Annotated in this window: 2 protein-coding genes; both read left to right on the top strand. The window is 63.1% G+C overall.

Features of this window, described 5'->3' with window-relative positions:
* Positions 1–462 precede the first annotated feature (462 nt).
* On the top strand, positions 463–2196 hold the full coding sequence (locus ACVOLO_RS09505) for a ShlB/FhaC/HecB family hemolysin secretion/activation protein (RefSeq protein WP_481570009.1): 1734 nt from the start codon (positions 463–465) through the stop codon (positions 2194–2196).
* An 84-nt stretch (positions 2197–2280) separates the two neighbouring features.
* Positions 2281–17619, top strand: coding sequence for a hemagglutinin repeat-containing protein (locus ACVOLO_RS09500; protein WP_481570008.1), 15339 nt, complete (start codon positions 2281–2283; stop codon positions 17617–17619).
* The last annotated feature ends 444 nt before the right edge of the window (positions 17620–18063 follow it).

Below are 18063 nucleotides of genomic sequence, written 5' to 3'. Positions count from 1 at the left end.
TTTTTTTTTGTTCAAACGGCGTGTTCTTTCCTTTCGGGCGTCGCAATGGTTTCGGTGGAATTGCGCTGCGCGCCACGGATAAAGGCCGTGAATTGCCACGTTATCTGCGCGTGGGTTGGCTCTTGCGTTGCTCTGCTAGAACTCTTATCCCGCGCGGGAGCCTGCATTGCACCGTTGTCAGGTTGATCGATCCGGCGAGCGAGCGAACCAAAAGGGAATATTGGCTATCAGCACATGCCAATGCGTTCTCAGATAAAAAATAGTTTCCGTTGCTTGTGAAGCTGTTGGTGGTGATGTTTTGTTACCATCCCGCCGCAGATTGGTTCACAGGGGGCGGTTGCAGTCGGGGGACATGAGGTTCCCGGGCTTTGACTGCAGGGCCGATGTTTTCCGGAATGGTGCGCACGCCCCAGTCATTCCGCGCAGCTGCGGATTGCAGCTGAACAAGGACAGCGGGGCTACATGGAAAACAAGGGATTGCGGGGGCGTGGCCCATGGACGGCGCGCAGGGGATTGTTGGCGCTGGCATGCGCTGCGTTGGTCGGCTCCGGGAGCGCCCAGGCGCAGACCGCCGATGCAAGCACACAGGAGCTGCTACGCCAGCAGGAACGCGAACGCGTATTGCGTGAGCAGCAGGAAACACGGCCGGATGCGCGCCTGCAACCCGCCGGGGAAGCGTCGGTGGGTGCCTTGCCATCTGCTGAAACGCCTTGCTTCCCCATCAATCGCATCGCCCTGGAAGGCGAGGATGCCGCACGCTTCCAATGGGCGTTGAAGGCGGCGGACCCGAAGGGCGACCCGGCTACCGGGCGCTGCCTGGGTACGGCCGGTGTGGACATCGTGATGAAGCGGGTGCAGAACGCAATCATCGCGCGCGGTTACGTCACCACCCGCATCCTTGCCGCGCCGCAGGATCTCAAAAGTGGTGCATTGGCCCTGACCGTGGTGCCCGGGCGCATCCACGCCATCCGCTTTGCCGACGGCACCCAGCCGCATCCGGCGTTGTGGAATGCAATGCCGGCCCGCGCGGGTGATCTGCTGAACCTGCGTGACATCGAACAGGCGCTGGAAAACTTCCAGCGCGTGCCCACCGCAACCGTCGACATCCAGATCGCCCCACCGGCAGAAGGCGCCAGCACAAAGCCGGGGGAAAGCGACCTGCTGATCACCTGGAAACAACGTTCCAGGGTCCGCGTCAACCTGACCCTGGACGATTCGGGCAGCGAATCCACCGGCAAGCTGCAGGCCGGTGCCACGGTGTCGCTGGACAACCTGGCGCGGTTGAACGACTTGTTCTATTTCAACGCGGGCAAGTCTGTTTTCAACGGCAGTGGCCGCGATACGGACAGCTGGGCCGCGCACTACAGCGTGCCGGTGGGGCAGTGGCTGCTCGGCCTCAATGCCAGTGACTACGACTATCGGCAGTCGGTGGCCGGCGCCTACGAGACCTACGTTTACAGTGGTTCAAGCCGCAATGCCGAAGTGCGGCTCACGCGCATGCTGTTCCGCAATGCCAGCTTCAAGACCAGTGGCTATGCGCGCGGCTGGTACCGTGACTCGAACAACTTCATCGACGATGTCGAGATTGAAGTGCAGCGCAGGCGCATGGCCGGCTGGGAGCTGGGCATCACCCACAAGCACTTCATCGGCAGCAGCACGCTGGACGCCAGCCTGGCGTATCGGCGTGGCACCCGGGCGTTTGATGCGCTGCCCGCACCGGAGGAAGCCTTTGGCGAGGGCACCGCTCTCGGCCGCATCATCACCGCCGATGCGCAGCTGATGGTGCCGTTCAAACTTGGCAAGCAATCGGTGCGTTACACCAGCAGCTGGCGCGCGCAATGGAACCGTTCGTTGCTGGTGCCGCAGGATCGCTTCTCCATTGGTGGCCGCTACACCGTGCGCGGTTTTGACGGCGAAATGTCATTGACCGGCGAGCGCGGCTGGGTGCTGCGCAATGAACTGGGCTTCGCCCTGGGTGGGGGCCAGGAAGCCTACCTGGGCGCGGACTACGGACATGTGGGTGGCCCATCCACGCGCTGGCAGATGGGGGATTACCTGGCCGGCGCTGCGATGGGCCTGCGCGGTGGCGTCGGCCCCGCGCACTGGGACGTGTTCGTCGGCAGCCCACTGCACAAGCCACGCGGTTTCCCCACCGCTTACACCACCTTCGGTTTCAGCCTTGGCGCCTCGTTCTGACCGCATGAGCCCGTGAGGGCCGCAGGTGTCTGCAGCATGCGTATCGGCGGGTCACAACAACAAGCATAGAAAGGAAGCAATGCCATGAATCGTGTCTATCGTCTGATCTACAACCGTACCCTGGGTGTCTGGCAGGTAGCGTCGGAGTTGGTAAAGGCAACCAAGGGTGGCCTTTGCAGTGGTGACGGACAGTCGATGGCCACGTTGCGGCCGATGAGCTTCGCGCTGTGGCTGGTGATGGGCTGGGTGGGGCTGGTGCAGCCACTGTCCGCGCAACAGGCAGCGGCGCAACACGCCGGGCGGATTGTCGGCGACCCCACTGCACCTGCGAAGCAGCGTCCCACGGTGGTGACATCGGCAAATGGCACGCCGCAGGTCAACATCACCACGCCCAGTGCCAAGGGGGTTTCGCGCAACAGCTACCGCCAGTTCGATGTCGGCAGCGATGGCGCCATCCTCAACAACTCACGCACCAACGTACTGACGGAACTGGGTGGTTGGGTGCAGGGCAATCCAAACCTTGCGACAGGTACGGCACGGGTGATCCTCAACGAGGTCAACAGTGCCGACCCCAGCCAGTTGCGTGGCTATGTCGAGGTGGCCGGTGACCGCGCGCAGGTGGTGATCGCCAACCCGGCCGGCATCCAGGTGGACGGTGGCGGTTTCCTCAATGCAAGCCGGGTGACGCTGACCACTGGCACTCCCATCGTCAACGCCGGTGCACTGGACGGGTACCGCGTGGACGGCGGTGCCATACGCATCAGCGGCGCTGGCCTGGACGCCAGCCGCACCGACTACACCGACATCATCACCCGCTCGCTGGATGTCAGCGCCGGTATCTGGGCCAACCAGCTGCAGGCGAGCCTGGGCAGCAATGTCGTCAGTGCCGATCACAGCAGCGTTGTTGCCCAGCAGAGCAGTGGCCAGGCCCCTGCGTTTGCATTGGACGTGGGTGCGCTGGGTGGCATGTATGCCAACAAGATCTGGCTGGTGGGCAACGAACACGGCCTGGGCATGCGCAACGCCGGCAACATCGGCGCCCAGGCCGGTGAGCTAGTGGTCACCGCAGATGGCCGCATCGAGAACACAGGTGCGTTGCAGTCGCTGCAGGATACGAAGCTGACCGCCAGTGGCGGCATTGCCAACAGCGGCACCATCAGCGCTGTCCGCGAAGCGCGCCTCGACACCACGGCCGACCTGGACAACAGCGGTGGCACGCTCAATGGCCGTCGCCTGGAGATCAACGCGGCCTCGCTGCGCAACCAGGACGGTGCAATCGAACAGACCGGGGCGCAGGAGCTGGTCGTCAAGGCGGCAGGGCTGAGCAATCGCCACGACGGGCGCATTGGCGCCGTGGAGGCGGCCGGTAGTGGTGGAAGCTCCGGTGGTGTGGGTGGTGGCGGCACGGGGATGCCCGGCGATGGCAATTCCGGTGGTGTCGATGGTGGGAGTGGTGGGACCGGAGGCGGCACACCGCCTGTCATCGCGCCGTTGGCTGCGGGTGCGCTGAATATTGGCGGAACACTGGACAATGATGCCGGCCGCATCGAGGCGCTGGGAACGATGCAGTTGTCGGTGGAGCGTGATCTGGACAACAGCGGTGGCCGGATCGGCGTGGAAACGTTGTCGGTGAGCGGCGGCGAGCTGCGCAACGTCGGCGGCACCCTGAAAGTGCAGGGGGATGCAGGTATCCACGGTGCCGCTGTCGACAACAGCAAGGGACTGTGGAGTGTCTCCGGCGCGTTCGAGCTATCCGTTCAGTCGTTGATCAACCGCGGTGGTGCCATTGAACACACCGCCCGGCAGGCGACGGACTGGGGAGTTGCAGGCCAACTAGACAACAGCGCCGGCACGATTGCCAGCAACGCGCAGTCGCTGACGCTGGCGGCGGGCAGCCTGGTCAACGAAGACGGCACGCTCAGCCATGCCGGCACCAAGGACTTGTCGATCACCACCGACCAACTGGATGGCCAGCGCGGTTTGATCGCCACGGCCGGCGCGTTGCGCTTGAACGCCGGTGCGGTGGATCACCGCAATGCCACCCTCAATGCCACGCAACTCACCGTTGATGCCGCCGGCTTCGACAACCGCGGCGGCACCGTGGTGGCGACCGGCACACAGGCCAACACGCTGCGCGTGCAGGGCACGCTGGACAACGGCCAGGGCGGCACGGTTGCCAGCAATGGCGACCTGTCGCTGACGGCCGCCACGCTGGGCAATGCCGGCGGCACGGTGCAGCACGCCGGCAGCGGCGGTCTGTCCATCGATGCGGCCACCGTGAACGGTGAAGGCGGCACCGTGCTGAGCAACGGCGCGTTGACCCTCAGCGGGCAAACCACGGACCTGCGCAACGGCACCACCTCGGCCCAACGCATCAACATCACCACGGGTGATCTGACCACCGCCGGCGGCCAGCTCTCGGCCACCGGCACCGAGGCGCTGCAGCTGACGGTACGCAACCGCCTGGACAACACCGGCGGCACCATCGGTGGCAATGGCGCGGTGGATCTGACCGCAGCGCATTTCATCAACGACCAGGGCAAGCTGATTGCCGCCGGCACCGGCGCCTCGCGCCTGCAGGTGACGCAGCAGCTGGACAACCGGGGCGGCACGCTCTCCAGCAATGGCGATGTGCAACTGAAGACCGGGCAGTTGAACAATGCTGGCGGCACCGTGCTGGCGGCCGACAAGGCCACGCTGCAGCTGAGCGTGGATGGCCTGCTGGACAACCGCAACGGCGGCCGCCTGACTGCAGGGGGCGACCTGAGCCTGGATGCGGACACGCTGGATAACCAGGGCGGTGCGGTCGAGCACGCCGGTGACGGCGAACTGCAGATTGCCGTGAACACACTGCACGGCAAGGGCGGCACGATTGTCGGCAATGGCCTGCTGGATCTGCAGGGCGAGGCCATCGACCTGCAGGGTGGCACCACGCGCGCCAGGCAGGTAGCGATCAGCGCCGGTAGCCTGAGCACGGCCGACGGCACGCTGGCTTCCACCGGCGATCAGGCCCTGCAGCTGCAGGTGCGCGATGCGCTGAACAATGACCGCGGCACCATCGCCGCCAATGGCGCGCTGGACGTGGCCGCCGGGGCCTTGTCCAACCGCGAAGGCACGCTCAGCGCGGCCGGTACGGCCGACACGCAACTCACCGTTACCGGCCAACTGGACAACAGTGCCGGCACGATTGCCAGCAACGCGCAGTCGCTGACGCTGGCGGCGGGCAGCCTGGTCAACGAAGACGGCACCATCAGCCATGCCGGTACGCAGGGTCTGAACATCACCACCGGCCAGCTCGATGGCCAGCGTGGCCTGATCGCCACGGCCGGTGCGTTGACGCTGACCGCCGGTGCGGTGGATCACCGCAATGCCACCCTCAATGCCACGCAACTCACCGTTGATGCCGCCGGCTTCGACAACCGCGGCGGCACCGTGGTGGCGACCGGCACACAGGCCAACACGCTGCGCGTGCAGGGCACGCTGGACAACGGCCAGGGCGGCACGATTGCCAGCAATGGCGACCTGTCGCTGACGGCCGCCTCGCTGGGCAATGCCGGCGGCACCGTGCAGCACGCCGGCAGCGGCAGCCTGTCCATCGATGCGGCAACGATGCAGGGACAAGGCGGCACCGTGCTGAGCAACGGCGCGTTGACCCTCAGCGGGCAAACCACCGACCTGCGCAACGGCACCACCTCGGCACAACGCATCAACATCACCACGGGCGACCTGACCACGGCTGGCGGACAGCTCTCGGCCACCGGCACTGAGGCGCTGCAGCTGACGGTACGCAACCGCCTGGACAACACCGGCGGCACCGTGGGAAGCAATGGCGCGGTGGATCTGACTGCAACGCATTTCATCAACGACCAGGGCAAGCTGATTGCCGCCGGCACCGGCGCATCACGCCTGCAGGTGACGCAGCAGCTGGACAACCGGGGCGGCACGCTCTCCAGCAATGGTGATGTGCAGCTGCAGACCGGGCAGTTGAACAATGCCGGCGGTACCGTGCTGGCAGCAGACAAGGCCACGCTGCAACTGAGCGTGGACGGCCTGCTGGACAACCGCAACGGCGGCCGCCTGACTGCAGGGGGCGATCTGAGCCTGGATGCGGACACGCTGGATAACCAGGGCGGTGCGGTCGAACACGCCGGTGATGGCGAACTGCAGATCGCCGTGAACACCCTGCACGGCAAGGGCGGCACGATTGTCGGCAATGGCCTGCTGGATCTGCAGGGCGAGGCCATCAATCTGCAGGGCGGCACCACGCGCGCCAGGCAGGTGGCGATCAGCGCCGGCAGCTTGACCACGGCCGACGGCACGCTGGCTTCCACCGGCGATCAGACTCTGCAGCTGCAGGTGCGCGATGCGCTGAACAATGACCGCGGCACCATCGCCGCCAATGGCGCGCTGGACGTGGCCGCCGGGGCCTTGTCCAACCGCGAGGGCACGCTCAGTGCGGCCGGTACGGCCGACACGCAACTCACCGTTACCGGCCAACTGGACAACAGCGCCGGCACGATTGCCAGCAACGCGCAGTCGCTGACGCTGGCGGCGGGCAGCCTGGTCAACGAAGACGGCACGCTCAGCCATGCCGGCACCAGGGACTTGTCGATCACCACCGGCCAACTCGATGGCCAGCGTGGCCTGATCGCCACGGCCGGCGCGTTGCGCTTGAACGCCGGCGCGGTGGATCACCGCAATGCCACCCTCAATGCTACGCAACTTACCGTTGATGCCACCGGCTTCGACAACCGTGGCGGCACCGTGGTGGCGACCGGCACGCAGGCCAACACGCTGCGCGTGCAGGGCACGCTGGACAACGGCCAGGGCGGCACGATTGCCAGCAATGGCGACCTGTCGCTGACGGCCGCCACGCTGGGCAATGCCGGCGGCACCGTGCAGCACGCCGGCAGCGGCAGCCTGTCCATCGATGCGGCAACGATGCAGGGACAAGGCGGCACCGTGCTGAGCAACGGCGCGTTGACCCTCACTGGGCAAACCACCGACCTGCGCAACGGCACCACCTCGGCACAACGCATCAACATCACCAGCGGCGACCTGACCACCGCCGGCGGACAGCTCTCGGCCACCGGCACTGAGGCGCTGCAGCTGACGGTACGCAACCGCTTGGACAACACCGGCGGCACCGTGGGCAGCAATGGCGCGGTGGATCTGACCGCAGCGCATTTCATCAACGACCAGGGCAAGCTGATTGCCGCCGGCACCGGCGCCTCGCGCCTGCAGGTCACGCAACAGTTGGACAACCGGGGCGGCACGCTCTCCAGCAATGGTGATGTGCAACTGCAGACCGGGCAGTTGAACAATGCTGGCGGCACCGTGCTGGCGGCCGACAAGGCCACGCTGCAGCTGAGCGTGGATGGCCTGCTGGACAACCGCAACGGCGGCCGCCTGACTGCCGGTGGCGACCTGAGCCTGGATGCGGACACGCTGGATAACCAGGGCGGCGCGGTTGAACACGCCGGTGACGGCGAACTGCAGATCGCCGTGAACACACTGCATGGCAAGGGCGGCACGATTGTCGGCAATGGCCTGCTGGATCTGCAGGGCGAGGCCATCGATCTGCAGGGCGGCACCACGCGCGCCAGGCAGGTGGCGATCAGCGCCGGCAGCCTGACCACGGCCGACGGCACGGTGGCTTCCACGGGCGATCAGGCCCTGCAGCTGCAGGTGCGCGATGCGCTGAACAATGACCGCGGCACCATCGCCGCCAATGGCGCGCTGGAGGTGGCCGCCGGGGCCTTGTCCAACCGCGAAGGCACGCTCAGTGCGGCCGGTACGGCCGATACGCAACTCACCATTACCGGCCAACTGGACAACAGCGCCGGCACGATTGCCAGCAACGCGCAGTCGCTGACGCTGGCGGCGGGCAGCCTGGTCAACGAAGACGGCACGCTCAGCCATGCCGGCACCAAGGACTTGTCGATCACCACCGGCCAGTTGGATGGCCAGCGCGGCCTGATCGCCACGGCCGGTGCGCTGACCTTGAACGCCGGCGCGGTGGATCACCGCAATGCCACCCTCAATGCCACGCAACTCACCGTTGATGCCACTGGCTTCGACAACCGCGGCGGCACCGTGGTGGCGACCGGCACGCAGGCCAACACGCTGCGCGTGCAGGGCACGCTGGACAACGGCCAGGGCGGCACGATTGCCAGCAATGGCGACCTGTCGCTGACGGCCACCACGCTGGGCAATGCCGGCGGCACCGTGCAGCACGCCGGCAGCGGCAGCCTGTCCATCGATGCGGCAACGATGCAGGGACAAGGCGGTACCGTGCTGAGCAACGGCGCGTTGACCCTCAGCGGACAAACCACCGACCTGCGCAACGGCACCACCTCGGCACAACGCATCAACATCACCACGGGCGACCTGACCACCGCCGGCGGGCAGCTCTCGGCCACCGGCACCGAGGCGCTGCAACTGACGGTACGCAACCGCCTGGACAACACCGGCGGCACCGTGGGCAGCAATGGCGCGGTGGACCTGACCGCTGGAAGCTTCGTCAACAATCAAGGTGTGCTGCAGGCGGCGGGAGCAGGCGTCAATCGCGTGAAAGTGGGCGGCGCGCTGGAAAACAGAAGCGGCAGCATTCTCACGGCCGGCAATGCAACGGTAGAAGCAGGCTCCTTCGACAATCGCGCGGGAACGCTGCACGCGGCGGAATCATCCCGGTTGGTTCTTGACGTGGATGGGTTGCTGGACAACCGGGACGAAGGTGTCGTTTCCGGCGGCGGCGATGCTGTGATAACCGGCGGGAGCATTGATAACCGCAACGGCACTCTGGCTGCGGGAGCTGCCCTCTCGGCAACCGCTGTTGGCAAGATCAGCAACGAATCCGGCCTGATACAGGCAGGCAAGGCGCTCACGGTCTCTGGCCAGGGCCTGGCAAACGAGGCGGGTACGGTTCTAGGCGGAAGCGTTGATGTTGATACACGTGGTGCCGTGTTGAACAACCGTTCCGGCACCCTGGCTAGTTTGAGCGGCAAGCTCGATGTCCGCAGTGGCGCCTTGGACAACACGGGCGGGTTGGTCCAGTCCGCCGCCGGGCTCAGTATCAACACCGCCGGCAATGCACTGACCAACCGGAACTCCGGTACCGCGGGCGGCATTGTGAGTGCGGGGACGCTTGCGATAACCAGCGGAAACGTGGACAACCGTGCCGGTGCGATATTCGCGCAAGGTAACGCCCAGCTGGGCACCGGGGTATTCGACAATACGCAGGGGGGCTCCCTGGTCAGCGCATCGGACTTGACGCTCCGTGCGGCTTCACTGGCCAACAACACGGGTGAGGTGAAGTCAGGCCGTAATGCCGACATCACCCTGCAGGGTGCGCTGGACAACAATGCGGGCCTGCTCGCAGCCACGGGCAACCTGGTGTTGCGGGCGACGACGGTGGACAACCGCAATACGGCGGGCAACCCGGCGCTTGGGCTCCAGGCCGACAACCTGCAGGTGAAGGCGCAGCACCTGGACAACCGACAAGGGCAGGTGATCGCAGGCGACAGCGCAAATCTTGAACTGACCGGCACGTTGAACAACAGCAGCGGCCAGGTGTCGACGGGCGGGAATCTTGTCGTGCGTGTTGACAATGCCATCAACATACAGGGCACGCTGGTGTCCGGCGGCAATCTGCAGTTGGACGCGCGCCACCTCAGTGGTGACGGAAAAGTGCTTTCGCAGGGTGATGCGACGCTGAACCTGGTCGAGGGTTTCACCAATGCCGACCAGGTGGCCGCCAACGGAAAACTCACCGTCAATACGCAGGGCTTGTTGGACAACCGGGGCAAACTGCAGGGCGGCGACCTGCAGGTCCAGGCCAATCGCATCGACAATGCCAGCAGTGGTGAGATCAGCAGCGCCGGCCTGACGCATCTCGTTGCAGGTGGTTCCATCGTCAATCGCGGCCTGCTGGATGGTGTCGTCAATCACATCCAGGCCAGCACGCTGGACAACGTTGGAAGCGGCCGCATCTATGGTGACCACGTTGCCATCCAGGCCGGGAGCCTGCTCAACCGCGCTGAAACCGTTGCCGGCGTTGACAGCGCCGCAACCATCGCTGCACGCGAGCGGCTGGATATCGGTGCAGGCGTGCTCAGCAACACCGGGCAGAGCTTGATCTTCAGTGATGGCGATGCCGCCATCGGCGGCCAGCTGGGTGCCAACCGTATTGCCGCAGGTACAGCGGCAAAGATTGACAACATCAGCTCGACCATCGAGGTCAGCGGCGACCTGGATATTGCATCGCTGGCGGTCAACAACATTCGCGAGAATGTGGTTGTCACCCAGTCGACGACGGTCAAGCCGTCGGTTCGGATGGACCAGCCGGGCTGGTTCAACAACGGCAGTAACAACGGTTCAGACTTCAGAAAAAGCTCGAATTACCGGGCCTATGAGGTGTATTACCTCAGTGCCGACGACATTCTCGAAGACACATCGTATGTGACGCCGGATGGTTACATGATCCGCAAGGCGGTCATCCGCGTCACGCCGCAGACCAGTGCCTACCTGTTTGGTCGCGGCGCGGCATATGGCGCCAAGGGGGAGCGTTCCCGGTTGGTCATGGGCGAAGCAACCATGACGATCTATTACACCGGCCGCCAGGACAACCAGGCGAATCCTGATCAGGTAGCCCAGGGCGCGGATGATCCTTTCTTTGAGTTGAGCAAAACGGAGGCTGGCTCGCCCGCCTTCCACTATGTGTACGATGATCTCTCCTACTCCAATGCCTATGGCACCTGCACGACCAACTGTGTGCAGCTCACCGCGTTGTATCAGTACAACGATCCGGAGCACATTCTCACCGAGATGCGGCGTCACCCGCAGAGACTAAGCGGCAACGAGAAGTACCGCATTGCTACCCACACGATGGTGGAGGATGTGCTTGCATCGGCTGGCGCGGATGCCGTCATCCATGCCGGCGGCAACATGCGCATTCGTACCGATGCACTGCTGAACCAATACGCGGACATCTCCGCTGACCGGAATCTGACAGTCAGCGGAATCAACCAGAGCACCACATCGGTCAATAACGTGGCCTACACGTTGTACCGCACACATTCGTTCCGGAATGTGTCCTATACATACGGTGGTTCGTCGAGCACCTGGAGCAATCCGGAAATTTCCGAACAGGTTGGGCAGGTCGGCGGACGCATCACCGCTGGCGGCACGCTGACAGTGGACGTCGGTGACCTGAGCAACCTCAACAATGGACGTAACGCGCCCAATGTCCGGGACGGTGCGCTGGTTGCCAATCTCAACACGCAAGGGCCAGCGGGCGGCAATGTTGGTCCGGGCACCGGGCAGGTGCAGGGGCCGGACCAGGCCAGTGGCCAAGGGGCTGGTGGTGCATCCGCACAGGGGCCGAATGCCGCTGATGGCGCCGGTGCGGGCTCTGATGTCGCGAGTGGAAGGTTGCAGGGCATGGGCGGCCGGAGTGCGGACGCTGCAACTGCCGCAGGGCCAGTCGGCGCTGGTGGCGCCGGTGCGGCTTCTGATGTGGTGAGCGGAACGCTGCAGGGCATGAGCGGTTCGCGTGCGGATACCGCTGCCGCGGCAGGGCCGGGCACTGCCGGTGGTGCAGGTGCTGGTGCGGGTGTCGAAGGTGGGCAATTGCAGGGCCTGGGTGGGCGCAGTGCGCAAGCTGCATCTGCCGTGGGGCCAGGCGCCGCGCAGCAGAATGGGCCCGGCGGCGACATTGCGGCCCATGGCGCATCGGCGCTGGGCAAAACCACGGCAGTGCAGGCTGAAGGCGACAACCCGGGGGTGGTGGTCACAACCACGGTCAACGGCAAGGCTCCCAATACCAGCCTGTTCAAGGTGGACGCCAACGGTGGGCGCTACCTGGTGGAGACCGACCCACGCTTTGCCAACTACCGCGATTGGTTGAGTTCAGACCATCTGTTGTCGCAGATGGGCTTTGACCCGGCCAATACGCAGAAACGGCTGGGCGATGGTTTCTACGAACAAAAGCTCGTGCGCGAGCAGATTGGTGAGCTCACCGGCCGTCGCTTCCTGGATGGCTACGCCAGTGACGAGGAGCAGTACCGCGCATTGCTGGAAGCCGGCGCAACGGTTGCCAAGGGCTGGGGGCTGCGCCCGGGCATTGCACTCACTGCCGCGCAGATGGCACAGCTGACCAGCGACATCGTCTGGCTGGTCGAGCAGACCATCACCCTGGCCGATGGCTCCACTACCACCGCGTTGGTGCCGCAGGTGTATCTGCGTGTGCAGGCCGGTGACCTGGACCGCAGCGGCGCATTGCTGGCCGGCGCCAACGTGGACATCAAGCTGCGCGGCGATCTGGTCAACCAGGGCGACATTGCAGGCCGTCAGCTGGTCTCGATAGATGCCGGCAACATCCGCAACCTCTCCGGCGCCAACATCAGCGGCCAGCAGGTGGGCCTGCAGGCTCGGCAGGACATCGACATCATCGGCAGTACGGTTACTGCCACCGATGCGATGCGTGTGAACGCCGGTGGCAACATCACCGTGGCCTCCACCACGCAGTCGTGGGATACCGGCGGTTCGTCGCAGCAGCGCACCACCACCATTGACCGCGTGGCTGGCCTGTATGTGACCGATTCCGGCGGGCAAGGGGCGTTGTCGGTGAATGCAGGCGGCGACATCAACCTGGCTGCTGCGCAGGTGGTCAATGCGGGCGTGAACGGCGCAACGGTGCTGGCCGCGGGCGGAGATCTCAACCTCGCCACGGTTACCGAAACGCGCCGCGTGGACATCATCACCGACGCGCGCAACCACTACAGCACCAGCCAGACGACCCAGGTGGGCAGTGTGGTCAACGGCGCCGGCAACGTGGTGTTGCAGGCGGGCAACGACGTCAACCTGGCCGCCGCCAAAGTCAGTGCAGGCAATGCGATTGCCGTGCAGGCCGGGCGTGATATCAATAGCACCGCCGCCATTGATGTGGCCACACTGAATGACAGCCAGGCAGGTAAGCGCTGGTCCAGGACGGTCTCGGCGTCGGACGAAACCGTGCATGGCACCGAGCTCAATGCAGGCGGCAACATCGCGCTGCAGGCCGGGCGCGATATCACCCTGCAGGCCGCCACGGTCGCCAGCGAAGACGGCGGTGTCGGGTTGTCCGCAGGCCGCGACGTCAAGCTGCTGGCCGAGCAGGAGCAGCACGACCTGACCATCGACGAGCAACGCACCAAGAAGGGCTTCCTCAAGCGCAAGACCACCACCACGCATGATGCGTGGAGTGACAGCTATGCAGTGGGAACCACGGTAACGGGCCAAACCGTAAGTGTCGCGGCGGGCAACGATCTCACCCTGCAAGGTGCGCAGGTTGTCGGTGACGGCAACGTTGGCCTCTTCGCTGGCAATAACGTGGTAATCGAGTCAGCGCAGGACACCCGCCAGGAAACACATGATTTCAGGCAGAAGAAGTCAGGCCTGACTGGAGGCTTGTCCGGTGGTGTGGCAAGTGTGGGTTATGGGAAATCCTCGACCACCACGCAAAGCACGCTGGAGAGCACCACCCAGGTGGCGTCAGCGGTGGGGTCCATCAACGGGAACCTCACGGTAAGTGCCGGCAACCAGTTGACGATTGCGGCCTCTGATCTGGCTGCGGGGCAAGATCTGACCTTGGCTGGCAAGGACATCAATCTGATCGCCCGCCAGGATACCCTGGACACAAAGAACAGCGCATCGAGCAAATCCAGCGGGTTCTCGGTGGGTGTGACCTATGACCCCGGCAAGGCGTACCGCAGTGCCCGTGACTCCACCACCAGTGGGATGGCGGACAGCGGCTCGACCATGGGCAAGATCACCCGCACAGCCGAAGGTGTGGCTTCCGGTTTGAGTGCGGCGACCACGCCCGTGGTTGTTACTGCAGGTAGTCAGCGTTCCAACAATAACCAGAGCGACTCGATCAGTGATGCGCGGGTCAGCCAGCTCAGCGCTGGTGGCGACCTGACCTTGATTGCCAAGGGAGGCTCCATCTATAGCCAAGGTGCGCAGATGGCAGCTGAAGGTGATGCCCTGTTGCTGGCGACCAAGGACATCGTGTTGGATGTGGCCCACAACACCGAAAGCAGCGAGGGCAGTAGTCGCAGCAAGGGCTGGGGCATGGCCAACAATACCAACGGGTTGCCGTTCGGTACCAACAACGCGCGTGGCGAAGGCAGCGGCAGTAGCGACACCATCACAGGTACCCAACTTTCGGTAGGCGGTGGCGTGCGTATGGCCACCAGCGAAGGCGATATTCGCCTGACAGCAGCCAATGTCGTGGCTGAGAAGGACGTGAACATCCACGCAGCGCGTGACCTGACGATCCGCAGTGGCCAGGACACGGTAAGCAACGCCAACAGCTCTCAAAGCAAGGCAATTGGCACGGTGCAGGTGTCCGATACCGAGAAGTTCTCCGGCTGGCATCGCCAAGAGCATGAAGACGACAGCGGACAGGTCTCGCAGGTGGCCAGCAACGTCGGCAGCCTGGGCGGCAATGTCAATCTGAGTGCCGGCGGCACCTACAGCCAGATTGCCAGCAACGTAGTGGCTGACAAGGACATCAACATCACCGCGGCGCAGATCGAAGTGCTTACCGCCGATGAGGTTGGGCACTACTCGCAGAGCGACGAAGATCTGAAAATCGGTGCATTCGCACGGGTAAAGTCGCCGCTGATCGATCTGATCAACAACGTCGACGGGGCACGACAATCTGACGGCCGGTTGGCGCAGATGCAGGGCATGGCGGCTGCGGCCAACGCCTATCAGTCGGCCAGCGCCATTGCCAATGCAGCCGACATAGGCGGGAGTGGCGCCTTGCTCAGTGCGGAGGCCGGTATCGGCTTCAAGAGTGCCAGCAGCAGTGCTGACGGCAGCAGTGTGGTCTCGCAGGGTTCTACCTTGCAGGCGGGTGGCAACCTCAACCTGACCAGTACCAGCGGCGACATCCATGTGGTGCAAGGCAACCTGAGCGCGGGCAACACGGTGAGCCTGGATTCGGCGCGCGACATATTGCTTGAAGCCGGGCAGGCGCAGCTGCAGGACAAGAGCAAAAGCAGCAATGCCGGTGCGGAAGTAGGTGTGGGTGTTTCGGTCGGTGCGCAGACCGGCGTGTATGTCTATGCAGAAGCCAGTGTAGGCAGCAGCAAATCGAACTCGAACAGCAGCACCTGGCAGAACACCACCCTCAGTGGCCAGAACATCTCATTGAAGGCCGATGGTGACACCACCCTGCGTGGTGCCGCGGCCACTGCTGACCGCGTTGATGTACAAACGGGTGGCATGCTGACCATCGAATCGCTGCAGGACGTGGCTGAAAGCATGTCCAAGAACAGCCAGGTGGGCGGCCGCGTGCAGGTGTCGTTCGGTACCGCGTGGAGCGCAGACGGTTACGTCAGTGCAGGTAAGGCCAATGGTAGCTACCAGGGCGTGGGCCAGCAGTCGGGATTGTTTGCTGGTGACGGCGGTTACCACGTGGATGCGGGACACGTGAATTTGGTCGGCGGCGCGATTGCCAGTACCAATGCGGGCAACAGCGAATTGACCGCACAGACGCTGACGTTCACCGACTTCAAGAACGAGATGGACTACCGGGCGAGTTCGGGCAGCATAAGTGGTGGGTTCGGATCGGCCGGCAATGGGCGTGCCGATGCTGATGGTAAGCCCGTTGGGGCACCTGGTGTTGGAGGGCAGTTCAAAGACATCGGCAATAACATTGCTAGCGGCAGTTATGGCTCGGCAAATAGCACTTCATTTAGCCCGGGTATTCCGTTATCCGAGAGAGGCCATGATAGCTCCACCACATACGCCACGTTGACCGAAGGTGAAATCTCTATTGGAGGTATGAAGACGACCGTCGCCGAGTTAGGCGTAAACGGCGATGCGAGCGTCGCGCACCATGCCATAGATGCACTGCCGGACTTGCGGAAGGTGCTTTACGAACAGCGTGCAATGGCGCAGGCGACCGGGACGGTGGTCGATATGGGTCTTCGCATCCGTGCCGACATCAATGTCTCGATAGATGAGGCAGCGCAGCGGAAGGAAGATGCCAAAAAGCAGTTGGCAGATCCCGTGCTGAGTGCAACGATGACGCCTGATCAGAAAGGGCAGCTTATTGCGACGGCTCTTGAAGCTGATCGGGAGATTGAGCGTCTGCAAAAAGCGGGTGTGCTAGTCGGAGCAATTGCGAACGGAATTGCTGCGTCCTCGGGCGGCGCGGGTCAAGTCGTCACGGCTACACTGACGCCAGCAGTCTCATATCAAATTGGACAGTATTTTAAGGAAAACGCTGCAAGAAATGCCATGGACGGCGGAACTCGCGGTGAGGAGGGGGGCGCTACACATCTACTGGCGCACGCACTACTCGGCGCTGCAGTGGCCTCGGCGAATGGCGACAGCGCGCTAATTGGGGCGCTGGCAGCAGGAGGTGCAGAGGCTGCCGCGCCGTCGATTGCCAAGTTTCTATTTGATAAGGACAGTGGTGATCTTTCCGCTGGGGAGAAGGAGGCTGTGAGTTCGGTAGCAAGCATCGGTGGTGCGATGCTGGGCTCTTTCCGTGAAGGTCTGCTCGGTGCGGCTGCAGGCAGTGCTGCGGCCAGGAACGCTGTCGACAACAACTGGGGGGAAGTTGGGCACTATTCAACCATGGCAACCATTCTGTATTTGGCGGGCTTCAAAGAGCGGGATGCAAAAGCGATCGCGCTTGCTGCATGGTCGCCCGACACTGACAAGCGGGCTGCTATAACCGCGGAAAACATTGTCCGTGGCAGAGAGCCAGATATGCCGCAGCAATACAACCATCTCTTGAGTGGTGAAACGGACCCGGTGAAGGTCAAGGCTATACAGGAATATTGGGGGGATAGGGTTTCTATAATACTGGCGGATATTAAGAGGAATGAGGGGGATTCCGCAGCAAAGCAGGCAATTCTCTCGAATAAGGAGAATCAACGGGCTCTGCATGCCTTGGGTGATTCATTTGCGCACGTGCAGCGAGATGGCACCCATTTCAAGCCGGTGCTGGGGCACGGATATGCATCAGTTGAAAAGGAGGGAACCCGAGATCCGGATGATCCCTATACACACCCGGATGCATATGTCGAGTATAGTCTCGCGATCTATAAAGTCGCAGCTGCTGCCTCGCAGACCGGAGCATTGCGCGATTCCAGCTATGTTGCAGACCTGGCCTCTAGGGTTGCTGCAGTAGAAGAGACGGGGATGCAGAAAGATATCTTGGATGTTGCGGCGTCGTTCTTTATGCCAACGAGAACATCGGGCTTGGTTAATTCCCCTGTAGGGGATTGCAGTTTTTGGTGTGCTCTTGTTCCGGTTGGTCGGAGAGTACAGCCAGAGCTTGAGTGGCTCTATCGTGAGGAGTCACAGATTCCTCTACCTCCAGTGATCGACTGGACTAAATTTAATCAGGGCAATTGGTGATCTTGGAATGGCTAATGTTAAGAGTGGGTTTCGGCGCGTTGGCATGAAAATGGCTGATTGGTTGCATCTTTCCATTTGGATGTTTTATATATGTTATTTTTTGCTTATGGTTGTAAATCGAGTGTTTTTTCGTGGTCCAAATTCTTACTGGTTGAATTACACGGGTTATATGCGTTGCGAAGGTCCAGTGCTTCTTTCCAGTCTGTTTGCTATCCCGGCGCTCACGGCTGTGGTTATAGTGCGAATAGGGGTGATGAGGCGGATAGCTCCAGCTGAGGTACTGGTAGTGCTCGCGGGTTGGGGGGTGCTGCTTTATAATCTATCTTTCGCCATTCGCTCCTAGAGGACGAGAAAAATAGGTAAAGCAGGGGGCGAAGTGAATTGCCATGAATTCCATGGATAAGGTGGTCAGGGGGCACTTCCGACCTGTTGATATTGCTGCTC

It is taken from the genome of Stenotrophomonas sp. STEN056, assembly GCF_056759635.1.
The sequence above is the reverse complement of the archived record's forward strand: the minus strand, read 5'-3'. Positions and strand labels throughout refer to the sequence as shown.

What these genes read in the sequence shown, in the direction of transcription:
- ACVOLO_RS09505 (WP_481570009.1), top strand. Translation starts at nt 463, where the DNA reads ATGGAAAACAAGGGATTGCGGGGGCGTGGCCCATGGACGGCGCGCAGG.
- ACVOLO_RS09500 (WP_481570008.1), top strand. Translation starts at nt 2,281, where the DNA reads ATGAATCGTGTCTATCGTCTGATCTACAACCGTACCCTGGGTGTCTGG.